Raw genomic sequence first — 25,553 nt, forward strand, 5'->3', positions numbered from 1 at the left:
CTCAGAACCTCCCGTCCCTGACGGCCCACTTGGTGGGTTTGCCGGAGGTGGGGAGCCCGCGGGAGAGCCAGTCAGCCTGCCACTCGACGAGTGTGCCGGCCGGAACGGTCGGGTAGCCGAACAGCTCGAAGCACCGGCCGGCGTTGTTGAGCAGCGCCGTCGGCGCCTCCGTGCCCTCGAACTGCACCTCGCGGTCGAACAGCTCCCCGAAGCGCTGCGCGACCGCCCGCACGGAGAGCTGCTCCGGCCCGGTCAGGTTGACGGTGAACACCGACTCGCTCGCGTGCCGCATCGACCGGAGGACCACCTCGTTGGCGTAGCCCTGCCACACCACGTTCGCCGTTCCCGTCGTCAGCGACACCGGCTCCCCGGCGAGCACGGTCGACGCGATGTCCGCCAGCACCCCGTAGCGGAGGTCGATGGCGTAGTTGAGCCGCACGACGGAGACCGGCGTCGCGCGGGTGAGCGCGGCGAACTCGAACACGCGCTCCCTGCCAAGGCACGACATGGCGTACTCGCCGACGGGAGCGGGCGTATCGGTCTCGACCGACCCACCGCTCGCCGGCGACACGAACGGGTAGACGTTGCCGGTGGACATCGCGGTGATCGCGCTGTCCCTGTACCGCCTGGCCACCCGGTCGGGAAGCGCGGCGTTGACCTCCCACGCCCAGGATGCGTTGGTCGCCGCCCCGAACTTCGCACCGACCATGAACACCACGTTCTCCGCATCCGGCAGCGCGGCGAAGTCGTCGTCGGAGAGCAGGTCGAACGGCACCGTCGTCACGCCCTTCTCCTCCAGACCGTTTCGCGCCTCCTGGTTCGAGAACCGGGAGACGGCGTAGACGGTGTCGGACGAACGGCCGGCCTGGTCGAGGGCGTTGCGGGCGAGCCTGGACAGGCTCGGGCCCATCTTGCCGCCTGCGCCGAGGATGACGATGTCGCCGGACGACTCCGCCAGGTCGTCGACCAGTTCGGGGCGCGGGGTGGCGAGGGCGTCTTCGAGCTCGATCTCTGAGGTGAACATGGCTGCCTTTCCTGCTGGACGGCCGGTCATCCCTTGATGCCCGCCGATGTGACGCCTTCCTGCACGTAGCGCTGAGCCACGGCATAGGCGAAGAAGATGGGGACGAGGGCGACGACCGAGCCGGCGAGCATCACGCTGAGCGGGACGTTCTGCTGCTGCAGCGACGCGACGCCAACGGTGAGCGTCCACATGTCCGAGCTCTTGGCCATGATCAACGGCCAGAGGAAGTCGTTCCAGTGCCACAGGAAGATGAAGACGCCGAGGGTGGCGAGCACCGGCTTGCAGAGCGGGAGCACGATCGTGAGGAAGATCCGGAACTCGCCCGCTCCGTCGATCCTCGCCGCCTCGAACAGCTCGTCCGGGAGGCCCTGGATGAACTGGCGCATCAGGAACACCGCCTGCGCGTTCGCGAGCGTCGGCAGGATCAGACCCCAGTACGTGTCGACGCCGCCCAGCTTCGCCAGCACGATGAACGTGGGGATGAGGGTCACGTGGAACGGCACCATCACCATCGCGAGGAACGACCAGAACATCGTCTCCTTGCCGCGGAACCGCTTCTTCGCGAACGCGTAGCCCGCCATCGCGGACAGCAGCAGCACAGCGACGACGCTGACCAGGGCGTAGATCAGCGTGTTGCCCACCCAGACCAGGATGTTCTGCCCGCCGAGCACCTGCTCGTACGACGCGGTGGACAGGTTCCACGGCATCAGGCTCGCGGGGAAGTCGACGGCGAGGCCGGGCTTCAGGCTGAGGATCACCATCGCGTAGAACGGGAAGAAGCACACGACGGCGGCGATCGTCAGCCAGATGTAGCGGACGACGAGGCCCATCCTGCTCGGCTCGAGCGCCCGGTACGCACGCCTGGTGCGCGGGATGCGTTGGGTCGCGGCGGTCATTTCTGCCTCCCGATCACGCGGCGCTGGATGAGCGCGACGACGAGTGTCATGACGAACAGGGCGACGCCGATGGCGGCGGCGTACCCGTAGTCGGTGTACTTGAAGCCCTGGTCGTAGAGCATGTAGACGAGCGAGTAGCTGCCGTGCGCCGGTCCGCCCTGGGTCATCACGTAGACCAGGTCGAACACCTGGAACGACGCCGTCGTCTCGATGACGGCGAGGAAGAACACGGTGGGCTTGAGGTACGGGAGCACGATGAACCTGAACCGCGCCCACGCGCTCGCCCCGTCCATCAGCGCCGCCTCCTCCAGCTCTCTCGGCACGTCCTGGAGCGCGGCGATGACGATGAGCATCCCGTAGCCGAACCGGGACCACACGCCCACGATCACCAGCGCGGGGATGACCAGGACGGTCGAGTTCAGCCACGAGCCGCCGAGACCGAGCGGCGTCATCAGCGTCGACCACGGCCCGTCACTGGAGAAGATCCACTTGAAGATGGCCCCCGCGAGCACCAGCGAGGTGATCACCGGGAGGAAGAACACCGAGCGGAAGATCCGCGAGCCGCGGAACGCCCTCCGAACACCGAGCGCCATCGCGATCGACAGGGCCACCGAGATCGGCACGGCCAGCACGGAGTAGATCAGCGTGACCCGCAGCGCCTGCCAGAACACCGGGTCGGCGAACATCCGCTGGAAGTTGCCGACGCCCTTCCAGTCGAGCTCTCCGGAGATGTCGTAGTCGAAGAAGCTCAGGCCGACACCGGCCAGCGCCGGTCCGAAGCGGAACGCCAGGAACAGCAGGAACGCGGGAAGCACGAAGAAGAGACCGATGCGGGCCTCACGCCTGGCCAGGATGCGCTTGGTCAGGCCGGGCGGTCGCCCGACGTCTCTGCGCTGCTCGCGCTGCTCCGGGGGTCTGGACGCCGCCGGGGCCGGTCTGGTCGTTGTCACGGGGATTCCTCCTCCTTCTCGGGGCGGGGATCGCTCCCCGCCCCGAGCAAAGGGCTTGTTACTTGATGAGGGGCTGGGCGGCGGCTGCCGCATCCTTCAGCGCCTGCTTCGGCGTCTTGGTGCCGAGGAGCGCCGCCTGGATCTCCGGTGCGAGAACACCCATCACCGCACGAGCACTCGGCTGCAGTTCGCCGACCCTGCTGGTCGGGATGGTCTTCTCGATGGCGCTCTGGATGGGGTCGTCCGCGTAGAGCTCGCCGGTGGACTTCAGCGGGGAGAAGAAGTTGGACGCCAGGTCGAACTTCTTGGAGTTCTCCGCGTCGGTCGCGTACGCGGCGAACTCGCCGGCCGCATCCTTCGACGTCGCGCCCTTCAGCATCGCCAGCGAGCCGACGGTGCCGTACGAGACGGACTCCTTGTCGGTCAACGGCGGGAGGATCTTGATCGCGTCCTCACCCCAGAACGAGGTGACGTCCGCCGGGCCGGACTGCCAGGTGCACGCCACCTTGTTGCTCGCCAGCGCGGTCTGCTCGAGGCTCGGCATCGTGGAGATGAGGTCCTTCTCGATGGAGCCGTCCTTGGCGAAGCCGGAGATCAGGCTGAGCGCCTTCTCGCCCGCCGCGCTGTCGAAGGCGACCTTGCTTCCGTCCTTGTTGTAGACGGAGCCTCCCGCCTGCCAGAGCAGCGGGTAGAAGGTCATGTTGAGGGTGACATCCGGCGAGCCGAAGTAGTTGGTGACGTAGATTCCCTTCTCCTTGAACTTCGGGGCGAGGGCTTCGAGGTCGTCCCAGGTCTTGGGGTACTCCGTGATGCCGGCGGCGTCGAACGCCTTGGCGTCGCACATCAGCGCGTTGGCGCTGGTGAGGATCGGTGCCCCCATCAGCTTGCCGTCGATGGTGATCGACTTCGTGACGTTGTCGAGGATGTCCTTCTTCTGTGCGGAGGGAAGGTACGCGTCCATCGGCTCGATCGACTTCTGGTACGTGGAGAGCTGGTCCGGGATGAGGTACACCAGGTCGGGCCCCTTGCCTGCCGCGATCGCTGTCGCCAGTGACTCGTCGCGGTTGGCCCACGGGTAGATCTCGTACTTGACCGTGATGTTCTTGTGCTCGGCCTCGAACGCCTTGATCGTCGAGTCCCAGAAGGTCTTGTGCGCCTTCTCGTCGGCGATGACCGGGTAGATCCACATCGTGACGGTCTTCTTGGAGGTGTCGGACTCGCCGGACCCTCCGCTGCAGCCCGCCAGAGCGATCGCTGCCGTCGCTGCCACGGCGGTCGCCGTGATCATTTTCTTGTACCGCATGCTGCTCCTTCTCGGTGGCGCGACACGGATGTCGCTCGGGTGGGGTGGAACGCTGTCAGGCTCGGGGAACGGACTCCACGGTGCCGTGGTGCCGTGACCGCTCTGCGGCGAAGACGGCGAGATGGCTGTCGAGCGACTCGCGCGGTCCTGACCGGATGTACGACGGGTCGCCGGTGGCGACCGCTGCGACGAAGGCGTTCATGACGCCGCCGTCTCCTCCGCCGTGGTCTCCCCCGGCGTTGGCCGCACCCGTCGGCGCCGTCTCGTAGACGGCGGACTCTCCGGTGCGGAAGTCTGTGACGGTGACCCGCTCCCCGTCGCCGTCGAGCATCCCGTGCGAGCCGAAGAGCTGGGTCTTCCTGTGCTCCTGCTCGCTGAACGCGGTCATGACGAAGGTGCCGGCTGTGCCGTCCTCGAACTGCAGGGCGACGACCTGGTTGTCGACGACCGTGTTGTCCGCTGCGTAGACGCAGACGCCGTACGGACCGGTCCTGAGTGCCTCGATCACTCCGGCCTCCGTCGCGTCGTCGGTGATGACGGTGACCGGCCAGACCGCTCCCTCGTCGCGCACGACCGGGAGGTAGAGCTTCTGCGCCGCGTACGGGCAGCTGTTCTGGAGCGGGCAGTCGAGGCACCGGTCCGCGGCTTCCGCCGGACGGTTCTCGTGGCGGAAGTGGTGGCGGGAGCCGAAGCTCGCGACACCGGCGATGCGCTTGCCGGTGACGTACCTGATCCAGTCGAGGTCGTGGCTGGACTTCGCCAGCAGCATCGGGGCCGCCAGGTCCTCCCTGCGCCACGGTCCGCGCACGTACGAGTGGGCCATGTGCCACCAGCCGACGGGCTCGAGGTGCTGCACGTTGATGATGTCCCCGAGCACCCCGGTGTCCACGATGCTCTTCACCAGATCGGTGTACGGCATGTACCGCATCACGTGACAGACGCCGAACAGCACTCCGCTCGCCTCGACGGCATCGACGATGCGCCTGCTCTCCTCCTCGGTGGGGGCGAGCGGCTTCTCCATCAGGATCGCGTAACCGCGCTCGGCGCAGGCGATGGCCGGTTCGACGTGCTGCCTGTCCTGGGTGGCGATGATGACCGCGTCCGCGATCCGCTCCGGCAGAGCGAGCAGCTCACGCCAGTCGTCGAACTGCCGGATGCCCTCATTCCCCTGCGAGACGAGCTCGCGCTGGAACGCCCGCGGGTCTGCGACGGCGACGAGCTGCGCCCTCTCGGGGTTGGCGTGGATCCAGCGCGTGTACGACTGCCCCCTGTTGCCGGCGCCGATCAGTGCGATGCGCACCGGTCGCGTGCTCTCTGGGGTGTTTTCCATCGCTCCTAGGCCTTCTCTTCATCGCTGCGGCTGTGCCCGGGAGGGTTCGCCGTCGAACGCTCCCACGATAGCATTATTGCTATAGCATGTAGCAAATGAAAAGATCGGGAAGGAAGATTTACCCGCTCGAAACATTGAGAAGGCGCAGAGAGAGATGGCGCGAATCCATCCTCACGTCCTATAGCTTGTAGCAAAGCATAATCACGGTGGTTCGCAGGAACAGGCCGTCGGCCGGCGTCCGCCAACGGAGGAGAACGATGACACTCGGGAGCGTTTCCGACAGGAACATCTCGGCGAAGGTGGCCGACGAACTGCGCGAGGCCATTCAGAACGGCACGTTCGAACCCGGCGAGAGACTGGTCGAACGCAAGCTGGCCGACCGGCTCGGCGTCAGCCACATCCCGGTCAGGGAAGCCCTCGCGAAGCTCGCCGAGGAGGGACTGATCGAACGGACGCCCCGCCGGGGAGCCCGCGTCGCGCTGCTCACCGACAAGGAGCTCGCCGAGATCTCCAGCCTCCGCATCGTGCTCGAACAGTACGTCGCCCAGCGCGTGCAGCAGACCTGGACCCCGAAGACGGAAGCGCAGCTCCGCAAGGTCGTCGACTCGATGGTCGCCGCCGCGGAGCGCAAGAACATCGACACGATGTTCGCCCTCGACCGCCGCTTCCACGAGACGCTCTGGGAGATGGCAGACAACCGCACGCTCCTCACCATCGCCTCCCAGCTCCGCAGCAGGATCAACGGGTTCCTCCGCGCGGCGAACGCCAGCCTCGCCCCCGACGAGCTCGTGGCCCACGCCCGCTCGCACGACGCCCTCGTGGATGCGCTGGCGAGCGGCGACACCGACCGTGCAGCCCAGGCGATGGCCGACCACGTCGAGATCGCCGCGCGACGCATCACGACGAGCGTGGTGGACGACGAGGAGAAGCCGGCGAGCTAGCCGTGGGCCGGCCGGCGCCGCTTGCGCGCCGTGCGCGACTTCCGCAGCGCTTCGATGTCGGAGCGCAGCGCATCCATCCGCTGCTGCCGCCCACGCTCGTCGCCGCCGACCGAACGCACCCGCACCGTCTCCTCCACCACAGACGACAACTCCCGCCAGGCGTCCTGGCGGGAGTGCTCGACGATGTCTGCGAGGTAGTCGGGGTCCGCTGCGCGTGAGCGGAGGGCCCGCGCCGTCGCCTTCGCGAGGGCTTCGCGCCTGCGGAGGTTGAGCGAGTCCGCCGTGCGGTAGTCGTGGGTGTGCTCCGCACGGCCGTCCTGCACCTCCGCCCACGCCTGCTCGCGCACGATCCTGGCCTCGGAGGCGTCCGCCTCCTCCGCCAGCCGCAGCACGGCCTCCGCTGCGACCTCACGGTAGTGGTCGGCGTCGAAGGAGCGGTCGGTGGTGAGGAGTTCGGTCATCATCCGGTTGCGGACGGCCATGCGCACCGCGTAGTCGGCGATGAGCAGCCCCTCCTCGAGCGCGTGCTCCAGGGTGGTGGGCCGCGGCGATTCGATGGCTGCCGCATCGAACGGCCGCATGTCCACCCGGCGGCCCCGGCGGAAGATGCCCATCGGAACCCCCTTTATCGCTGCATCCAGTGTGGCACCGGATGCGCGACCGGCGTCAGGCCGCCGGGACGAGCTCCTGCTCCGGCTCCCCGGCGATCGGCACGGGAACAGCCGCGTGATCGTCAGCCGCCGCGATCCGCGATGCCCGCATCAGCACGATCGCCACCACGGTCACCACGAGCGCCCCGGCGGACAGCAGCCCGGCCACGACGAAGCCGTCGCTGTACCCGGCCTCGGTCGGCAGTCCGTCCGCCGCCGTCGACCCGGTGACCAGCGCGGTCATCACAGCAGCGCCGATGGCGGAGCCGACGGTTCGCAGGTTGGCGTTCATGCCGCTGGCCACCCCAGTCTGGGTCGCCGGGACGCTCTGCACGACCACGCTGGTGATCGCCGCGTAGACGAGCCCGAGTCCGATGCCGAACACTCCGGATGCGACGGCCACCTCGGCCAGGCTGTTGTGGAATAGGCCGAGCGACACTGCGGCCACGGCCATCAGCCCGGCGGCGATCACGATCTGGGCGCGGAAGCCCACCCACCGGGCGAGCGGTCCGCTGAGGAACCCGGTGACGGCCATCGTGACGAGCATCGGGAGCATGAGCATCCCGGATTCGGCGACGGATGCGCCGAGCCCGTACCCGGTCGAGACCGGCGTCTGCACGAAGCGCGGGAAGAAGGCGAACACCGCGAACATCGATGCGCCGACGAAGACGGCTGCCGCGTTCATCGTCCACACCCCGTGCTCGCGCATCAGGCGCATGTCGACGAGCGGCGTGCGGGAGCGCAGCTCCACGAGGATCCAGGCGGCGAGCAGCACGGCGGCGAGCACGAGCAGGCCGATCACGGCCGGCGACCCCCAGCCCCACTGCGCTCCCGTGCTGAGTGGGAGCAGGAGGGCGACGAGCCAGCCGGACAGCAGCACGGCCGACCACGGGTTGACCCCTCCCGCTGCGCGGGTGGGCGATTCGGGGATGAACAGCATGGCGAGCACGGCGCCCGCGACGGTGAACACCGCGGGGACCAGGAACAGCCCGCGCCAGCTCAGGACGTCGGCGAGCGGCCCGGCGAGGACGGTGCCGAGCCCGCTGCCGATGGCGATGATGGAGGCGATCGCGCCGATGGCGGACGGCAGCCGGTGTGCGGGGAACTCGTCGCGGATGATGCCGAAGGCGAGCGGGAACATGGCGCCGCCGAGGCCCTGGATGATGCGGGCGCCGATCAGCACGCCGATGGTCGGCGCGACGGCGGCGACCACGCTTCCGAGCGCGACGGCCAGGAGGGCGAGGACGAGGATGCGGCGCTTGCCGACCATGTCTCCCACCCGGCCGAGCAGCGGGGTGGCGACGGCGGCGGAGATGAGCCAGGCGGTCATCGTCCAGGTGACGCCGGAGGTGGTGGTGCCGAGGTCGGTCTGGATGACGGGCAGCACGGGGACGACGAGGGATTGCAGAGTGGCGAAGGAGCCTGCGCTCAGCGCCAGGACGGCGAAAGTGAGGCTGGGGCGGGTTCGAGACATTGAGTTCTTCCGTTCTCGAGGAATGTGCCGAGATATCGGCTAGAATGGAGGCTGGCTCCGATCGGAGGCAACCTCCGCTTTAAAGACATTAGCGGAGGGCCCCTCCACTTTGCAACCCTCCCGGAGGAGAAATTGGCCAGCACCACCCCGACCGCCGTTTCGAACCGCCCGCTCAGGGCCGACGCGCGCCGCAACTTCGACGCGCTGCTCGCCGCCGCGCGTGAGGCGTTCGCGGCCAACGGCACCAGCGCATCCCTCGAAGACATCGCGCGCAGGGCCGGGGTCGGCATCGGCACCCTCTACCGCAACTTCCCCACCCGCGACGCCCTCGTCGAGGCCGTCTACGTCGACGAAGTGGATGCGGTGGTCGCGGCGGCAGAGGCCACCACCGCCCTCGAGCCGTGGGCTGCGGTCGAGACCTGGGTGCGCAGGTTCGTCAGCTACATCGGCACCAAGAAGGCCCTGGTCGACGGCCTGAACAAGGACTCCCCCGTGCTGCTCACCTGCCGCACGTCCCTGTACGACGCCGGCGAGCCGCTCCTCGAACGCGCCAAGCAGGCGGGCGAGATGCGCGAAGACGCGCAGATCCAGGATGTGGTCCGCATGCTCTCCGGGATCGCGAGCGTCGCGTTCGACGACGACGAGCAGCGCGACCGCGTGATCGCCATCGCAATGGACGGCCTCCGACCCCGCTGACCCCCTCCGCGGGCCGTCGGCCGCGGACGTAGCCCTCTAGGATTGGATATATGGAACTCGGCTTCTACGCGGTCATTGCAATCTCGGTGATCGTCGGTGTCGCCGCGTTCGCGAGGAAGCTCGGCGTCGCCGCGCCGATCATCCTGGTCCTGGTGGGTGTCGGGCTCTCCTACCTGCCCGGGGTGCCGGAGATCGAGGTCCCGCACGAGATCATCCTCGACGGACTGCTTCCGCCCATCCTCTACGCGGCGGCGATCAGCGTGCCCCTCACCGATTTCCGGCGCAACCTCGCGCCGATCGCCGGCCTCTCCGTGATCCTGGTGATCATCACGGCGTTCGCCTCCGGCTTCCTCCTCTATACGATGCTGCCCGACCTCAACCTCGCCGCCGCCGTGGCGCTCGGTGCGATCATCAGCCCTCCGGATGCGGTGGCCGCGACCTCGATCGGACGCAAGCTCGGGCTCCCTCCCCGCCTCCTCACCGTGCTCGAAGGCGAGGGGCTGGTCAACGACGCGACGGCCCTCGTGCTGCTGCGCACCGCCATCGCCGCGGCCGTCGGCGCGCTGGCGACCCCGTGGGCCGGCGTCTTCGACTTCTTCTACGCCGTGGTGGTCGCCCTCGTGATCGGCCTGGTGGCCGGCATCGTCTCGGTCTGGGTGCGCTCCAAGCTGAACGATCCCGTGCTCGACACGGCGCTGTCGATCGCCGTGCCGTTCGCGGCGTTCATGCCCACGGAGGCCGCGCACGGCTCCGGCGTCCTCGCCGTGGTGATCGCCGGCCTGTACACCGGCCACTCCGCGCCGAAGCACTTCACCGCCCAGGCCAGGATCACCGACCGCATCAACTGGCGCACCATCCAGTTCCTGCTGGAGAACGGCGTCTTCCTGCTCATCGGCCTCGAGATCCGCACCCTCGTCGCCGACGTCGAGCACCCCGAGATCCTCAGTGTCTGGGATGCGGTGGGCATCGGCCTGCTCGCTACGCTCGCCCTCGTGATCATCCGGTACATCCTGATCGGCCCTCTCGTGCTCGCCCTCCGGCAACGCGCACGGCTGGCGGAGAACGCCACCTTCCGGGAGTGGCTGATGATCAGTTACTTCCGCGACCATCCGGTGCGCACCAGACGCGAAGCCTTCCGCAAGCAGCGCCTCGAAGCCCGGTACGCGCGACGCCGCGCCGACCTGGAACAGCTCAGGCAGGAGGACATCGACTGGCGAGGCGGTGTCGTGCTCGGCTGGTCCGGGATGCGCGGAGTGGTCACCCTGGCCGCCGCCCAGTCCCTGCCGGACGACGGCAGCATCCCGTACCGGCCCCAGCTCATCCTGATCGCGTTCACGGTCGCGGTGGTCAGCCTCGTGGTGCAGGGCGGGACGCTGCCCTGGCTGATCCGCCTGCTCAAGATCGAGGGCATCGACACCAAGTCGGACCGCCAGCAGCTCGCCCGCCTGCTCGACGACCTCAGCAACGACGGCCTCGCGGTGCTCGACGACCCGGAGGGCGCCGCCGGCGTCGCAGACCCGATCGACCCCGAGGTGGTCGAACGCGTGCGCCAGTCCTCCTACCTCCGTGCGGAGTCGGCCTGGGAGCGCATCCTGATCAACGACGTCCCGGCAGACAGCCGCCCGCACCAGCTCTACCGCACCCTGCGTCTCGCCGTGGTCAACGCCGAACGCGACAGGCTGCTCGAAGAGCGGACGCGCGGCGCATACCCCTCGCGCATCCTGGAAGAGGCAGAGTCGATGCTCGACCTGGAGGAGACCAGGCTGCAGTCCCGCAACGTGCGGCACTGACACGCGCGGCAGGCGCGCCCACGCTCTCGTCGCGGGAAACGGTAAAGCTCGCACTAGGGAAACGGGAAACGATTTCCTCGGCAAACGGAAAGCTATATATTCGGTAAACGGTAAACTAAAGATTCGGTAAACGGTAAAGTAAAAGCAGTGAGGAGGTGCGGGATGGCGTACGCACGGCGAATCATCGACGACGAGCTGGACGAACTCTTCCCCCACCTCGCGGCCATCGCCATCGAAGGCCCGAAAGCCATCGGCAAGACGGCGACGGCGAGTCAACGCGCCACCACCACCCTCCGGGTCGACGATCCGGCCGTGCGCGACCTGCTCCGTGCATCCCTCAGCGGGCTCGACCAGTTGCCGACGCCGATACTCCTCGACGAGTGGCAGAACGCGCCGGAACTATGGAATCACGTCAAGCGCCTGGTCGACGCCGACGCGACGGGCGGGCGATATCTCCTCACCGGGAGCGCTGCCGCCACGGGCGGCATCGACCTGCATTCGGGCGCCGGCCGGATCGACATCAGAAGGATGCGCCCGCTCGCGTTCTCCGAGCGCGGCATCCAGGCGCCGACGGTCAGACTCGGCGACCTCCTGGCCGGCACGGCCGAGCCGGACGGCGTCACGGACGTCAACACGGTGACGTACGTGGAGGAGATCCTCGCGTCCGGCTTTCCCGCCATCCGCGAGCTCGCACCTCGCGCGCGCAGATCACAGCTCGATTCCTATCTCACTCGGGCCATCTCCACGGATTACCCCGAGCAGGAAGGAACGGCGCTGCGCCGGCCGGAGGCGCTTCGGCACTGGATGGCTGCCTACGCCGCCGCGACCGCCACGACGTCCTCGATGAACCAGATCGCGAGAGCCTCCCAGCCGGGCGAACCTGCATTACCTTCCCGCCCGACGATCGCCCGCTACCGCGACATCCTCGCCGAGCTGTGGATTCTCGATCCCGTTCCCGCGTGGCTGCCGAACCACAATGCGTTCAAGCGTCTCGCCCAGGCCGAGAAGCACTTCCTCGCAGACCCGGCCCTGGCCGCGCGGCTCCTGAAGCTGAATCAGGCCAGACTCCTCGATCTGTCAGGCCCGGCGGAACTGCGCCCCCATGACGGCACGGCCATCGGCGCCCTCTTCGAAGGGCTCGTCGCGCTCAGCCTCCGCACGTACGCTCAAGCGAACGACGCGGAGGTGTTCCACTACAGATCACCCAACGGCGACCGCGAGATCGACTTCATCGTCGTGGACGACAACGGCGCGCACGTCGCGATCGAAGTGAAGCTCGCACGAACGGTCGAGCCGAGACACGTCAAACACCTGCTCTGGCTGAAGCAGCAGCTCGGCGACGATCTTGCGGACATGGTCGTGCTCAACACGGGGCCGTACGCATATCGGCGCGACGACGGCGTCGCGGTCGTCCCGCTGGCGCTCCTCGGCCACTGACCTGCGCGGCACTGACACGCGCGGCAAATGCCAACATTTTTTGAATCATTCAAAACAGGTTAGGCTCGTCCGCATGGACACGGCACAGCTCGAGAGCGCACTGCGCGCCTCCGGGCTCCGGGTCACGGCGGGCCGCGTCGCGGTTCTCGGGACCCTTGCCACTCACCCCCACGCGAACGCCGATACGGTCTTCCGAAGCGTGCTCGACGCGCTGCCGGGGACGTCGATCCAGAACGTGCACAACGTTTTGGGCGACCTGACCGAAGCCGGACTCGTGAGGCGCATCGAGCCCGCCGGCTCTCCGGCGCTGTACGAGCGGCGCATCGGCGACAACCACCATCACGTCGTCTGCACTTCGTGCGGAGCCGTCGCCGATGTGGACTGCGTCGTCGGCCACGCGCCGTGCCTCACCCCGTCGGATGCGTCCGGCTTCGCGGTGAGCACGGCCGAGGTGACGTTCTGGGGGCTGTGCCCGTCCTGCCAGGAGCGCGCGGCGAAAGCCCCGTCGCGCGTCGAGTGACGAAGGAGATTGCATGTCGGAGAACTACACGACCACCCAGACCGGTACCCCGGTCGGCAGCGACGCACACTCGCTGACCGCAGGAGAGAACGGCGTCACCGCGCTGCACGACCGCTACCTGGTGGAGAAGCTCGCGCAGTTCAACCGGGAGCGCATCCCGGAGCGCATCGTCCACGCCAAGGGCGGCGGAGCGTTCGGCACCTTCGTGGTCACCGGGAACGTGTCGCAGTACACCAAGGCCGCCGTGTTCCAGCCGGGCACCACCACGGAGACCGTGCAGCGATTCTCGTCGGTCGCCGGCGAGCAGGGCTCCCCGGACACCTGGCGCGACGTCCGCGGCTTCTCGGTGAAGTTCTACACCTCCGAGGGCAACTACGACATCGTCGGCAACAACACCCCCGTGTTCTTCATCCGCGACGGCATCAAGTTCCCCGACTTCATCCACTCGCAGAAGCGTCTGCCGGGCTCCGGGCTGCGGGATGCTGACATGCAGTGGGACTTCTGGACCCTCTCCCCCGAGTCCGCGCACCAGGTGACCTACCTGATGGGCGACCGCGGCATCCCGCGCTCGTGGCGGCACATGCCCGGCTACGGCTCGCACACCTACCAGTGGATCAACGCGGCCGGTGAGCGCTTCTGGGTCAAGTACCACTTCCACGCCATGCAGGGCAACGAGGAGATGCACGGCGCGGAGGCGGAGGCCATCGCCGGTGCGGATGCCGACTACTACCGCCGCGACCTCTACGAGGCGATCGAGCGCGGCGAGTTCCCCGCGTGGAAGGTGTCCGTGCAGGTCATGCCGTTCGAGGACGCGAAGACCTACCGGTTCAACCCGTTCGACCTCACCAAGGTGTGGCCGCACAGCGACTACCCGCTGATCGAGGTGGGCGTTCACACGCTCAACAAGAACCCGGAGAACTTCTTCGCCCAGATCGAGCAGGCGGCGTTCTCGCCGGCCAATACGGTCCCCGGCATCGACATCAGCCCGGACAAGATGCTGATGGCGCGCGTGTTCTCCTACCCGGACGCCCAGCGATACCGCGTCGGCACCAACTACAACGAGCTGCCGGTCAACGCCCCGGTCGCTCCGGTGCACAACTACTCGCAGGACGGCGCCGGCCGTCACGGCTTCAAGGCCGCGACCGCCCCGGTGTACGCGCCCAACTCGAAGGGCGGACCCGTCGCCGACGCGGACCGCGCCGGTGAGGGCTCGTGGGAGTCGGACGGCGCCCTGGTGCGTTCGGCGGCGACCCTGCACGCCGAGGACTCCGACTTCGGCCAGGCGGGAACCCTCTACCGCGATGTCTACGACGCCGCGGCCAAGGAGCGCTTCCTCGAGACCATCACGGGAGCGGTCGGCGGCGTGAAGAGCGCCGAGATCCGCGAGCGCGCCATCCAGTACTGGACCAACGTGGATGCGACGCTCGGCGCCGCCCTCCGCGCCAACCTGGAGAACGGCGGCACGACCCCGGACGAGTCCGCGGAGTACGTCGGCGTCGCCGGCTAGTCCAGCGCATCCAGCGCCTCCACCGGAACGGCCCCGGATCGCCTCCACGGCGGTCCGGGGCCGTTCCCGTCTGCGACCGGTGCGGCTAGGAGGGCACGACCTCGGCGAGCGCCCCGGATTCGAGCGCGACCCACACCGTGCCGTCCGGTGCGACGGCCAGGCCGTGCGGCTCGGAGTCCGCGGTCGGCAGGTCGTGCAGGGTCATGTCGCCCGCTGCCGTGACGTGCGCGAGCTGGTTCGCTCCCCAGAGCGTCGCCCACACGCCGCCGTCGCCGTCCGCCGCCACCGCGTGCGGCTTCGCGCCCTGCTTCAGCTGCACCGTGCTCAGTTCTCCCCGGTGGATGCGCGCCAGTGCGTCCCCGAGAATCAGCGCCACCCACACGCCGCCGTCCGAGGCGACCGCGATCCCGACGGGACCGGACGGGTCGCCCGGCAGCTCGGTGAACGCGATCGCCGCATCCCCTCCGCGCACGTGGCCGACCAGCCCGGCGGCGTTGAGGGTGAACCAGAGGCTGTCCCCCGTCGTCGCGATCATCGACACGAACGAGCCTTCCCGCCCCACCGGGAACTCCTCCACCCTGCCGAGGATGTCGATGCGGCCCAGGGCGTCAGCGCCCAGCTCGGTGAACCAGGCCGTGCCGTCGTCGAGCGCGACCACGCCGAACGGCTGAGCATCCGGAGTCGGCACGGCGACCTCGCCGATCAGCTCGACCCGCGCATCCCGCACCCCGAGGTGCACCAGGCGGTTGCCCGTGCTGTCGGTCACCCACACCGTCGACTCGGTGGCGGCGGCCAGCAGCGACGGCTGCGACCCGTCGCCGAGCGACAGGTACGCGACCGTGCCGTCCGGGGACAGCCTCCCCACCCTGCCGCCGTGCACGAGCGTGAACCACACGCCGCCGTCGCGGGTGACGGCGACGCCGTACGGGCCGTCACCCGGCTCGCCGACCGGATGCTCGATCACGCGCACCGCCGAAACCTCCGCCGTCACAGCGTCGCGGTGATCGTGCGGTCGTACACCGTGCGGCCGCCGACGCCGATGCGGTCGTCGCCCTCGATGGCGGTGACCAGCTCGGAGCCCTCGCCCTGGCTGATGTGCAGGTCGCGGCCGAGCCGCGCCGTCAGTGCGATGGCGGCGGCGCCGGTGGCCTCATCCTCGATGATGCCCATCGCCGGGGCGAACATGCGCGAGCGCAGGTGGGCGACCGACTCGTCGATCCAGGCGTACGCGTAGTGCTTGCCCTCGGTGAACGCGTACGCGTCGAGCGCATCCACGTCGGCCGGGGACTCCAGCGGCAGCCACTCGAACGTCGGCGCCCACTCCGCCTCCGCCGTGATCCAGGTGGGCTCGTCCTCCGAGCCGTACGTCACATCCACGATCCCGGCGGGCTCGCGCAGCATCGTGATCGGCGTGCCCTGCTCGGAGAGCCACCAGGCGGTGCCCACGCTCGGGTGACCGGCGAACGGCAGCTCGGCGGCCGGGGTGAAGATGCGGATGGTCGCGACGCGGCCGAGTTCGCCGTCCTCGCTCAGCGCATCCAGGAACACCGTCTCGCTGAAACCGAGCGCAGAGGCGATCGCCTGCTCCCGCCCGGCCGTCGCCGTCGAACTGCGCACGATGCCCAGCTCGTTGCCGTTCGCGCCACGATCGTCCGTGAAGACGCGCACCACCACTACCTCGATCGATTCGTCCATGCAGCCAGCCTCCCACGAACGCGGCGCGTGCGGATGCTCCTGCGTATAGTGGGGGTGCTCGAAGCAGTGAGGAAGCGCATACATGGGCCGGAATCCGACCGTCTACGATGTTGCGACGCACGCCGGTGTGTCCATCGCGACGGTGTCGCGCGTGTTCAGCCGCCCGGACACCGTGAAGCAGGAGACGCGCGAACGCGTGCAGGCCTCCGTGGATGCCCTCGGCTACGTCCCGAGCGGAGCCGCCCGTGGACTCGCCGCCCGCAAGACCGGCGTGCTCGGCCTGTTCTTCCCCGGCCTCGACGCGATGGACGGCATCTCCGACGTGCCCATCGACGGCGAGGACGACGACGCCAGCCGCACCACGATCATCCGGGATGTCGGCGGCGTCGCGGACACCAGGCCGCTGAACCTGTACTTCGACGAAGTGCTCCGCGGAAGCGAGCTGGAGGCGTGGCGCAACGGCTTCGTGCTGCTCGTCGGCGTCGGCCGCGGCACCACGTCGGCCGAGACGGTCAGGGAGATGGCCGGCCGGGTCGACGGGCTGGTGGTGCTGGCGGGGAGCGCGAGCGAGGACGAGCTGGCGCAGCTGGCCAGGCGCATCCCGGTCGTCGTGATGGCGGGGGCCCGCGGCGGCGACACGTTCGACCACGTCTCCGTCAGCAACAGCGAGGGGATGCGCGCCCTCGTCGGCCATCTCGTCGACGATCTCGGTGTGCACGATCTCGTGTACGTCGCGGGAAGCATCGACTCGCCGGACGACGCGGAGCGCTGGGGCGGCTACCGGTCGGCCCTCGCTGAGCGCGGGATGCCTGCGCCGGACGCCCCGCTGCTCCGCGGCGACTTCACCCGCGACGGCGGCCGCAGGGTCGGCCGCGAACTGCTCGCCTCCGGCACGCTGCCGCGCGCTGTGGTGTGCGCCAACGACCAGATGGCGCTCGGCGTCATCGACGCTGCGCGCATCGGCGGCGTGGAGGTGCCGGCCGACCTCATCGTGACCGGTTTCGACGGCATCGACGCCGGCCGGCTCTCCACGCCGCGCCTCACCACGGTGAAGCAGCCGATGGAGCTGCTCGGCCGCGCGGCCGTGCAGCTCCTGGTGCGGCGGCTCGCCGACCCCACGCGCCCTGCGGGCTCCGTCCGTCTCCCCGTCGAGGTCTACCTCCGCGAGAGCTCCGAGCCCGCCTGACGCCCAGAGACAGCGGGTCAGGCGGCGAGGACGACGCTTTCGAGGAGGAGGTCGGTGACGGTGTGCGGGGTGCGGCCGCCGACGCAGACGAAGAAGACGAAGTCTTCCTGCGCGTCGACCGTGATGACCGCATCCACCGCGTGCCAGACGTCCTCGGGCAGGGCGGCGAGGCTGAGCATCTCGAACGAGCGCCGTTCGGCGTCGCGCGCGGTGCCCTGCACCGTGTAGAACGCGTCGACGCTGGCGTCGTCGCTCGGGTCGGCGAGCCAGCCGACGAGCGGCGTGGCCGTCGCGGCGCTGATCGGGAGGACGGGGAACAGTGCGGCCGTCAGCCGTTCGATCGAGACGCCGCTCGCGAGCCCGGCGCCGCGGGAGGCGTCGAGCGACGAGATGGCGATCCACCGGCCGGGGGCGACGTCGTCGACCACGGACAGGAGGGGTGCGGGCATAGGGGTGTCAGAGATTGTGGACATGGAAGTTCGGGTACTTTCCATTGAATTCACGCCGATTGATGGGTCACGGAGACGCTTCCCTAGCACGTTCCCCCATGCACCGCATCGAACAGACGAAGCGGGTAAACGCTCTCGACGGTGCCGAGAGGACTCCACCGGCTTTTCGGGAAGCCGATGACGTACCCCGACTATAGCGGTCTGTCCTCCATTGTGCGGACCCCCATTCGGGGGCATCTTGCAAAACTTAATGTATGCGCTTACAGTGGTCCGCGTACCAACAAGGATGGTGGCAATGACGCACACGAAACACACCGGCGCCCGGCGCCGGGGACTCGCGATGCTCGCGACGCTGGCCGCGGCCGCGCTGGCCCTCTCGGGCTGCAGCATCAAGATCCAGAGCCAGCAGGACCCGTCGATCCCGGCGGACACCATGCTGCTGGCCGCAGACAAAGGCACTCCGATGATGGAGCGCAACTTCAACCCGTACCTCGTCAACAAGAGGGCGGCATCGAGCTACATCTACGAGCCCCTCGTGGTCATCAACGTGCTCGACGGCAAAGGAACGCCCTGGCTGGCCTCGAAGATCGAGCTCCCCGACCCGCAGACGATCGACTACACCATCCGGAGCGGTGCGACCTGGTCGGACGGCACACCGTTCACCGTCCAGGATGTGAAGTTCACTCTCGACCTCATCAAGAAGTTCCCGACGCTCGACCTCAAGGGCGCGTGGCAGCACATCAAGAGCCTGGAGGTGAAGGGCAATCACCTGATCGTGCACCTCAAGGAGGCGGACGCCCCGGCATCCGACATCATCTCCCAGACGCTCATCGTGCCCCAGCACATCTGGAAGGACGTCAAGAACCCGGACACCTGGCGCGACCCGAACCCGGTCGGCACCGGCCCGTACACGCTCGGCAACTTCTCCTCGCAGCAGTACACGATGGACAAGAACGAGTCGTACTGGCAGGCGGACAAGGTCGAGGTGAAGCACCTCGTGCTCCCCTCCGCCACCAGCGAGCTCGACATCGCCACCAAGGGCTTCGACTGGGCGTACGCCTTCATGAGCGACGTGCAGGGCACCTGGGTGTCCGCCAACAAGAACAACAAGTACTGGTTCCCGCCGGGCGGCGTCATCAGCCTGATGCCCAACCTCACGGTGAAGCCGTTCGACAACCTGGATGTGCGCCGCGGCATCGCGCTCGCCCTCGACAGGGACAAGATCGCCGACTCAGCCACCGAGGGCTACATGAAGGCGGCGGGACAGACCGGGCTCATGCTGCCCAACCAGCAGGCGGAACTCGACCCGAGCATCCCGGACCAGGGGATCATCTCCCAGAACACCCAGGCGGCGCTGGAGGCGTTCGCGAAGGCCGGATACACCAAGCAGGGCGACAAGCTGGTGGATGCGAACGGCAAGCAGTTCTCGTTCTCCATCACCACCGCGAACGGATACTCCGACTGGCTGCGTGCCGTGCAGGAGGTCCGCAAAGAGCTCGGTGCCATTGGCATCGACGTCTCGATCAAGCAGCCGCAGCCGCCGGGATATCAGGCGGCCATCCAGAACGGCGACTTCCAGGTGGCGATGGGCGGCATGGGAGGCGGCATCATCTTCCAGGCGTTCAACGGCCTGCTTTCCAGCGAGTTCGCCACCCCGATGGGGAAGGCGACCGCCAGCAACTTCGGCAGGTACAGCAACCCGGCGACCGACCAGCTGCTCCAGGAGTACAAGGTCACCACCGACGAGACCGCCCGCCTGCAGCTCAGCCACGAACTGCAGCGCGTCGTCTACGACCAGCTGCCCGTGATCGGCCTCTACTACGGCGGCCTCTGGGGGCTGTACAACGACGCCAAGTTCACCGGCTGGCCGGATGCGAAAAACCCCTACGCTCCGCCGCAGACCTACGACCAGACCCCGCTGCTCGTCTTCACCCATCTGAAGCTCCGGAAGGACGGTGAGTAGGCCGATGGCGTACGCGCTCCGCAAGCTCGGCCTGTTCGTCCTCACCCTGTGGGCGGCGGTCACGCTGAACTTCATCCTGCCGAGGCTGATGCCCGGCTCCCCCACCGACGCCGCCATCGCGAAGCTCTCGCAGAACGGCCCGGTCACCGCCGCCACCCGCGCGGCCATCGAGGCGCAGCTCGGCGTCCCCGGCGGCAACCTCTGGGATCAGTACGTGAGCTACCTGCACCAGGTGGTCACGTTCGACTTCGGTGTCTCGTACACGTTCTATCCGCAGAGCGTGTCCGAGCTCGTCGGCCAGGCGTTCCCGTACACGATCGTGCTGCTCGGCATCGTGACCATCGTCGCCTTCGTGCTCGGCACCCTGCTCGGCGTGCTCGCCGCCTGGCGCCGCAACACCTGGCTCGATTCGCTGCCGACCCTGACCGGCACGTTCGCCAGCACGTTCCCGTACTTCTGGACGGCGCTGCTCCTGCTGTTCTTCCTCGGCTATGTGCTGCACTGGTTCCCCACCTCCGGGGCGTTCGGCCCGACGGCGACGCCGGCGTGGAGCTGGGACTTCATCGTCGATGTGGCGTACCACGCCGTGCTTCCCGCGATCACCATCCTGATCACGTCGATCGGCGGCTGGATCCTCGGGATGCGCAACGCCATGATCAACACCCTCGGCGACGACTACGTGACGTTCGCGGAGGCCAACGGTCTCAAGGGCCGCACGGTCGCGATGAAGTACGCGGCCCGCAACGCGATCCTGCCGAACCTCACCGGTTTCGGGCTGGCCCTCGGCGGCGTGGTCGGCGGCTCCATCCTGGTGGAGCAGGTGTTCGGATACCCGGGTATCGGCTTCCTGCTGTTCAACGCGGTGATCGGCCAGGACTACCCGCTCATGCAGGCGCTGTTCCTCCTCATCACCGTCAGCGTTCTCGTCGCCAACTTCCTCGTCGACATTCTGTACGGCGTACTCGACCCAAGGACCCGCCGATGACCACGACACAGAGTTTCAAGTCCATCACCACGGACGCGGCCTCCGCATCCGGAGGGTCGAAGCCGCCGCACCGGCTCGCATTCATCGGGCGGGCGGCGTCGACGCTCTGGTCGAACTGGAAGTCCAGGCTCGGCCTCATCATCCTGGCGTTCTTCGTGCTCGTCGCGATCTTCGCCCCGCTGCTCGCACCGTACGGCGCGACGCAGGACGGCTTCCCCCGCAACGCGGACTCGAGCCCCGAGCACTGGTTCGGCACCACCGCCGCCGGAGAGGACGTGCTCAGCCAGCTCATCTACGGCGCTCGGGTGAGCGTGGCGGTCGGCTTCATTGCCGGCTTCCTCTCCACGGTCGTCGCCGTGCTGATCGGGCTCAGCTGGGGCTACATCCGGGGCTTCGGCGCCGAGGTGGTCAACTTCTTCGTCAACCTCTTCCTCGTGATCCCCGGCCTGCCGCTGATGATCGTGATCGCCGCATACCTGCAGAACGGCGGCCTGTTCATGATCGTGACGGTGATCGTGATCACCGGATGGGCGTGGGGCGCCCGCGTGCTGCGCAGCCAGACGCAGTCCCTGCGGTCGCGCGACTTCGTCACCGCCGCCCGGTTCTCCGGCGACCGGCCGTTCCGGATCGTGTTCAACGAGATCCTGCCCAACATGACCTCGCTCATCACCGGCAGCTTCTTCGGAGCGGCGACGGCGGCGATCCTGGCGGAGGCCGGTCTGGAGTTCCTCGGACTCGGAGACTCCTCGATCGTCAGCTGGGGCACCATCCTCTACTGGGCGCAGAACTCCAACGCCCTCCTCACCGGCCAGTGGATCCTGCTGTTCGCCCCCGGTCTCTGCATCGCGCTGCTCGCGATGAGCCTCACGCTCATCAACTTCGGCGTCGACGCCATCAGCAATCCGCGCCTCCGCGAAGGCCGCCCCGCGAAAGAAAAGAGCGCACGATGAGCGAGCTTCTCGAGGTCCGCGACCTCTCCGTCATCTACGAGTCGGCCGGGCAGACGCCCGTGCAGGCGGTCGACCACGTCTCGTTCACCGTCGGCGCCGGCGAGTTCATCGGCCTGGTCGGCGAGTCCGGCTCCGGCAAATCGACGCTGGGCTTCGCGCTCACCCGGCTGCAGAAGCCGCCGGCGCGCACGAACGGCGGCGAGATCCTATTCGGCGGGCAGGACATCCGGGAGCTCGACGCCGAGCAGCTGCGCCGCCAGCGCCAGGGCGGTTTCGCGATGGTGCTGCAGTCCGGCATGAACGCCCTCAACCCGGTCCGCACGATCCGCAAGCACTTCGCCGACATCTTCCGCGCCCACGGCCACGTGCCGAAGGAGCGGTGGGACGCCAGGATGCGCGAACTCGTGGGCAAGGTCGGGCTGACAGAGCAGGTGCTCGCCCGTTTCCCCGGCGAACTCTCCGGCGGGATGCGCCAGCGCGTTTCGATCGCGCTCGCCCTGTCGCTCGAACCCCGCCTGATGGTGTTCGACGAGCCGACCACCGCGCTCGACGTGCTGGTGCAGCACGCGATCATGGACACGATCACCGAACTGCAGCAGTCGGAGGGCTTCACCGCCATCCTGATCAGCCACGACCTGGGCGTCGTGCTCGAAGCGACGCAGCGCGTGCTCGTGATGCACGACGGACGCATCGTGGAGGACGCGTCGAGCAGACAGATCCTCGAGGCGCCGCAGCACGAGTACACGCGGATGCTGCTGAGCCACTACGCCGACCCGCGCGCCGAGGTGGTGGAGCTGCCGGGGTTCCCCGCGAGGCGCGATAGTGCAGGCACGACCGGTGCCGGCGCATCCGGCTCAGGCGCGACCACGGCGGTGCGCGAGCGCGACGGCCGTGCCGCGCAGGCGGCCATCGTGGTCGACGGCGTCTCCAAGGTGTACCCGGCTCCCCGCCGCGGCGAGAGCGAGGTGACCGCGGTCGACAACGTCTCGTTCACGCTCGAACCGGGCCAGTCGCTCGCGCTCGTCGGCGCATCCGGCTCCGGCAAGTCGACCATCGCCAAGCTGCTCACCGGCGTCGAGAAGCCGACCTCCGGCACCGTCACCTTCGGTGACGCGGATGTGGCGAAGCTCGGCCGCCGTGGCGTGCGCGACCTGCACAAGAACGTGCAGATGGTGTTCCAGGATCCGTACGCGGCCCTCAACCCGCTGCACACCGTCGAGTACGCCCTGACGCGTCCGGTGGTCAACTTCACCGGTTTGCACGGCTCTGCCGCCCGCGCCCGCGTGCTCGAACTGCTCGAGACGGTCGGCCTCACGCCGGTCGAGCAGTTCGCCTCCAAACTGCCGCACCAGCTCTCGGGCGGGCAGCGCCAGCGCGTCGTCATCGCGCGCGCCCTGGCCAGCGACCCGCAGGTGCTGATCGCCGACGAGCCGGTCTCCATGCTGGACGTGACCCTGCGCGCCGGAGTGCTCGCCCTGCTCGAAGACCTCAGGGAGCGGTGGGGCGTCTCGCTGCTCTACATCACGCACGACCTGCTCTCCGCGCGGCTCGTCACCGACGACATCATGGTGCTCAACTCGGGTCGCGTCGTCGAGCGGGGCAGGACGGCGGACGTGCTGCGGCACCCGTCGGACCCGTACACGGTCGAGCTGCTCGACGCCGTCCCGAACCCGGCCCGCGCCAGGGAGGCGCTCGCATGACCGGCGCCCTGTTCTCGCCGATTCCCGCGTTCGGCGCGCTGCCCATCCCGGACGGCGTCGAGGTGGTCGGCATCCCCGCCGCAGTCGGCACGCTCACGGCGCTGCACGCTCCGGCACGGGATGCCCGGGGCACGGTGCTCTTCGTCCCCGGCTTCACGGGGTCGAAAGAGGACTTCCGCACCTTCCTCCCCCTGCTCGCCGCGCAGGGCTGGGACGTCTGGGCGTACAGCCAGCGGGGCCAGGCGGACTCCGCCGCCCCCTCCGGCATCGACAGCTACCGGCTCGACACCCTCGCCGCCGACACCGTCGAGGTGGCGCGCCTGATCGCCGACGGCCGCCCCGTCCACCTGATCGGCCACAGCCTCGGCGGCGTCGTCGGGCGCGAGGCGATCATCGCCGCACCGGAGGCGTTCGCCTCGTACACCATGCTCTGCTCCGGCCCCACCGGCTGGCCCGGCCGCCACCAGGAGACGACGGACACCGTCACCGCCTCCGGTTCGATCGGGATGTGGAACCGCGACAACCCGCACACCGTCGGGCAGCCGGACTCCGCTCTCACCGCCGACGAGGCTTTCCTCCGCCTGCGCGCGGAGCGCACCTCGAGCGAGAACCTGCTCGCCGGGGCCGAGATCCTGCGCGCAGACCACGACACGACGGACGCGCTGCGCGCATCCGGAGTCCCCGTCCTCGTCGCTCACGGCGAGTTCGACGACGCGTGGCCCATCCCGATGCAGCAGCACATGGCGGAACGGCTCGGTGCGAGCTACGCCGTGATCCCCGGCGGCCACCACTCCCCCCAGCTCGAAGCGCCCGAGGCCACCGCCTCCGCGCTGGACGCTTTCCTCTCGACCATCCACTGAAACAGGAGAACTGTGCTCACCTTCCCCGACGGATTCCTCTGGGGCGCTGCCACCGCTGCGCACCAGATCGAAGGCAACAACATCAACAGCAACTGGTGGGTGCTCGAGCACACACCGGGCACGACCATCGTGGAACCGTCGGAAGACGCGATGGACAGCTACCACCGCTACCGCGAAGACATGAAGCTGCTGGCGGACGCCGGACTGAACACCTACCGGTTCAGCGTCGAGTGGGCGCGCATCGAACCTGAGCGCGGCTTCGTCTCCCGCGCGGAGATCGACCACTACCGCCGCATGGTGGACACCGCCCACGAGTTCGGCCTGAAGCCGGTGGTGACGCTCATGCACTTCACCGTGCCGCGCTGGTTCGACCGCGACGGCTTCTGGCGGGCACCGGATGCGGCGGACCTGTTCGCGAGGTACACCGAGCTCGCGCTCCCCATCGTCTCCGACGGCGTCGAATACGTCTGCACCATCAACGAGCCGAACATCGCGGCGATGCTCGCGGGTGGAGAGGACGCGGCCAACCTGGTCGCGTACGGCCTGCCGAACCCGGACCTCGGGGTCGCGGATGCGCTGCTCGCCTCGCACAAGCGCTCCAGGGAGGTGCTGTCGCAGGTTTCCGGGCTGAAGTCGGGCTGGACCATCGCGACGCAGGCGTTCCGCTCCAACGGAGAGCCCGGCTCGGAGGAGATGCTGCGCGAGTACGGCTACCCGCGCGACGACTGGTACCTGGAGCAGTCGGCCGGCGACGACTTCGTCGGAGTGCAGGCGTACACGCGCACGTTCATCGGCCCGAACGGACCGCTGCCGGTGGCCGACGACGTCGAGACCACGCTGACCGGCTGGGAGTTCTACCCGCCCGCCGCCGCAGAGGGCGTGCGGAGCGCGTGGGAGCTGTCCGGCGGCGTCCCGGTGATGATCACCGAGAACGGGATCGCGACCAGCGACGACGAGCGCAGGATCGCGTACACGGACGCAGCCCTGCGCGAGCTGCACGCCACCATCGAGGACGGCATCCAGCTGGAGGGCTACCTGCACTGGAGCGCCCTCGACAACTACGAGTGGGCGAGCGGCTTCCGGCCGACCTTCGGCCTGATCGCCGTCGACCGCGAGACCTTCGTCCGCACCCCCAAGCCGTCCCTCGCCTGGCTCGGCTCCGTCGCCCGCGCCAACGCCCTCTAAGTAAAAATCGAGTCCGGACTTATGCACGCGACACGCCGAGCGTGACCGTGCATAAGTCCGGA

23 protein-coding genes are annotated in these 25,553 nt (G+C 68.6%); 13 read left to right on the top strand and 10 right to left on the bottom strand.

Annotated features, from left to right (window positions below):
* Position 1 precedes the first annotated feature (1 nt).
* Genes B7438_RS06085 through B7438_RS06105 form a run of 5 tightly spaced genes read right to left on the bottom strand, consistent with a single transcriptional unit; the run spans position 2 to position 5,503 of the window.
* The gene (locus B7438_RS06085; protein WP_085368665.1) at positions 2-1,024 is read right to left on the bottom strand and encodes an NAD(P)-dependent oxidoreductase; all 1,023 of its coding nucleotides are present in this window, start codon (positions 1,022-1,024) and stop codon (positions 2-4) included.
* A 26-nt stretch (positions 1,025-1,050) separates the two neighbouring features.
* Complete coding sequence (locus B7438_RS06090) at positions 1,051-1,920, bottom strand: carbohydrate ABC transporter permease (RefSeq protein WP_085368666.1); 870 nt, start codon at positions 1,918-1,920, stop codon at positions 1,051-1,053.
* Positions 1,917-2,870 (bottom strand): carbohydrate ABC transporter permease, encoded by a 954-nt coding sequence (locus tag B7438_RS06095; protein WP_256921887.1) that lies wholly within the window; start codon positions 2,868-2,870, stop codon positions 1,917-1,919. The genes B7438_RS06090 and B7438_RS06095 overlap by 4 nt, the downstream gene beginning before the upstream one ends.
* 58 nt (positions 2,871-2,928) lie before the next feature.
* A complete protein-coding gene (locus B7438_RS06100; RefSeq protein ID WP_085368668.1) occupies positions 2,929-4,173 on the bottom strand; it encodes an extracellular solute-binding protein in 1,245 nt (414 codons plus the stop codon).
* A 55-nt stretch (positions 4,174-4,228) separates the two neighbouring features.
* Entirely contained in the window at positions 4,229-5,503 is a 1,275-nt protein-coding gene (locus tag B7438_RS06105; protein ID WP_085368669.1) for a Gfo/Idh/MocA family protein, read from the bottom strand.
* Positions 5,504-5,760: 257 nt separating this feature from the next.
* On the opposite strand from B7438_RS06105, the gene B7438_RS06110 reads away from it, so the two are divergent.
* Complete coding sequence (locus B7438_RS06110; protein WP_085368670.1) at positions 5,761-6,444, top strand: GntR family transcriptional regulator; 684 nt, start codon at positions 5,761-5,763, stop codon at positions 6,442-6,444.
* Here the strand turns inward: B7438_RS06110 and B7438_RS06115 are convergent.
* Positions 6,441-7,058 carry a hypothetical protein gene (locus B7438_RS06115; RefSeq protein WP_085368671.1) on the bottom strand — a complete coding sequence of 206 codons (618 nt, stop codon included), beginning with the start codon at positions 7,056-7,058 and terminating at the stop codon, positions 6,441-6,443. The genes B7438_RS06110 and B7438_RS06115 overlap by 4 nt on opposite strands.
* Before the next feature lie 52 nt (positions 7,059-7,110).
* Positions 7,111-8,568: an MFS transporter gene (locus B7438_RS06120; RefSeq protein ID WP_085368672.1), complete on the bottom strand. Its 1,458-nt coding sequence runs from the start codon at positions 8,566-8,568 to the stop codon at positions 7,111-7,113.
* Positions 8,569-8,700: 132 nt separating this feature from the next.
* Between B7438_RS06120 and B7438_RS06125 the strand changes: the two genes are divergently transcribed.
* The 5 genes from B7438_RS06125 (at position 8,701) to B7438_RS06145 (ending at position 14,518) form a co-directional block, all read left to right on the top strand.
* Positions 8,701-9,264, top strand: a complete 564-nt coding sequence (locus tag B7438_RS06125; RefSeq protein WP_085368673.1) for a TetR/AcrR family transcriptional regulator — start codon at positions 8,701-8,703, stop codon at positions 9,262-9,264.
* 50 nt (positions 9,265-9,314) lie between these two features.
* Positions 9,315-11,054, top strand: coding sequence for a sodium:proton antiporter (locus B7438_RS06130; RefSeq protein ID WP_085368674.1), 1,740 nt, complete (start codon positions 9,315-9,317; stop codon positions 11,052-11,054).
* Between the two features lie 162 nt (positions 11,055-11,216).
* Positions 11,217-12,491 carry an ATP-binding protein gene (locus B7438_RS06135; protein ID WP_085368675.1) on the top strand — a complete coding sequence of 425 codons (1,275 nt, stop codon included), beginning with the start codon at positions 11,217-11,219 and terminating at the stop codon, positions 12,489-12,491.
* A 73-nt stretch (positions 12,492-12,564) separates the two neighbouring features.
* Positions 12,565-13,011: a Fur family transcriptional regulator gene (locus B7438_RS06140; protein WP_085368676.1), complete on the top strand. Its 447-nt coding sequence runs from the start codon at positions 12,565-12,567 to the stop codon at positions 13,009-13,011.
* 13 nt (positions 13,012-13,024) lie between these two features.
* The gene (locus tag B7438_RS06145) at positions 13,025-14,518 is read left to right on the top strand and encodes a catalase (RefSeq protein WP_085368677.1); all 1,494 of its coding nucleotides are present in this window, start codon (positions 13,025-13,027) and stop codon (positions 14,516-14,518) included.
* Positions 14,519-14,603: 85 nt separating this feature from the next.
* On the opposite strand, the gene B7438_RS06150 is transcribed toward B7438_RS06145, so the two are convergent.
* Positions 14,604-15,509 carry a hypothetical protein gene (locus B7438_RS06150; protein WP_085368678.1) on the bottom strand — a complete coding sequence of 302 codons (906 nt, stop codon included), beginning with the start codon at positions 15,507-15,509 and terminating at the stop codon, positions 14,604-14,606.
* A complete protein-coding gene (locus B7438_RS06155; protein WP_085368679.1) occupies positions 15,506-16,213 on the bottom strand; it encodes a PhzF family phenazine biosynthesis protein in 708 nt (235 codons plus the stop codon). The genes B7438_RS06150 and B7438_RS06155 overlap by 4 nt, the downstream gene beginning before the upstream one ends.
* Positions 16,214-16,295: 82 nt before the next feature.
* Here B7438_RS06155 and B7438_RS06160 point away from each other — a divergent pair, with 82 nt between their 5' ends.
* On the top strand, positions 16,296-17,399 hold the full coding sequence (locus tag B7438_RS06160; protein ID WP_085368680.1) for a LacI family DNA-binding transcriptional regulator: 1,104 nt from the start codon (positions 16,296-16,298) through the stop codon (positions 17,397-17,399).
* A 17-nt stretch (positions 17,400-17,416) separates the two neighbouring features.
* Here B7438_RS06160 and B7438_RS06165 read toward each other — a convergent pair whose 3' ends face one another.
* Positions 17,417-17,848 carry a hypothetical protein gene (locus tag B7438_RS06165; RefSeq protein WP_256921888.1) on the bottom strand — a complete coding sequence of 144 codons (432 nt, stop codon included), beginning with the start codon at positions 17,846-17,848 and terminating at the stop codon, positions 17,417-17,419.
* A gap of 295 nt (positions 17,849-18,143) precedes the next feature.
* Here B7438_RS06165 and B7438_RS06170 point away from each other — a divergent pair, with 295 nt between their 5' ends.
* The 6 genes from B7438_RS06170 to B7438_RS06195 are packed head-to-tail and all read left to right on the top strand — an operon-like array spanning position 18,144 to position 25,491.
* Positions 18,144-19,811: an ABC transporter substrate-binding protein gene (locus tag B7438_RS06170; RefSeq protein ID WP_085368682.1), complete on the top strand. Its 1,668-nt coding sequence runs from the start codon at positions 18,144-18,146 to the stop codon at positions 19,809-19,811.
* Positions 19,812-19,815: 4 nt separating this feature from the next.
* On the top strand, positions 19,816-20,796 hold the full coding sequence (locus B7438_RS06175; RefSeq protein ID WP_085368683.1) for an ABC transporter permease: 981 nt from the start codon (positions 19,816-19,818) through the stop codon (positions 20,794-20,796).
* Positions 20,793-21,746 carry an ABC transporter permease gene (locus B7438_RS06180; protein WP_085368684.1) on the top strand — a complete coding sequence of 318 codons (954 nt, stop codon included), beginning with the start codon at positions 20,793-20,795 and terminating at the stop codon, positions 21,744-21,746. The genes B7438_RS06175 and B7438_RS06180 overlap by 4 nt, the downstream gene beginning before the upstream one ends.
* A complete protein-coding gene (locus tag B7438_RS06185; protein WP_085368685.1) occupies positions 21,743-23,446 on the top strand; it encodes an ABC transporter ATP-binding protein in 1,704 nt (567 codons plus the stop codon). Before B7438_RS06180 ends, B7438_RS06185 begins: the two co-directional genes overlap by 4 nt.
* Entirely contained in the window at positions 23,443-24,306 is an 864-nt protein-coding gene (locus tag B7438_RS06190) for an alpha/beta fold hydrolase (RefSeq protein WP_085368686.1), read from the top strand. Before B7438_RS06185 ends, B7438_RS06190 begins: the two co-directional genes overlap by 4 nt.
* 12 nt (positions 24,307-24,318) lie before the next feature.
* Positions 24,319-25,491 carry a glycoside hydrolase family 1 protein gene (locus B7438_RS06195; RefSeq protein WP_085368687.1) on the top strand — a complete coding sequence of 391 codons (1,173 nt, stop codon included), beginning with the start codon at positions 24,319-24,321 and terminating at the stop codon, positions 25,489-25,491.
* Positions 25,492-25,553 lie beyond the last annotated feature (62 nt).

This window comes from Leifsonia sp. NCR5 (assembly GCF_002105485.1).
GTDB lineage: Bacteria > Actinomycetota > Actinomycetes > Actinomycetales > Microbacteriaceae > Leifsonia.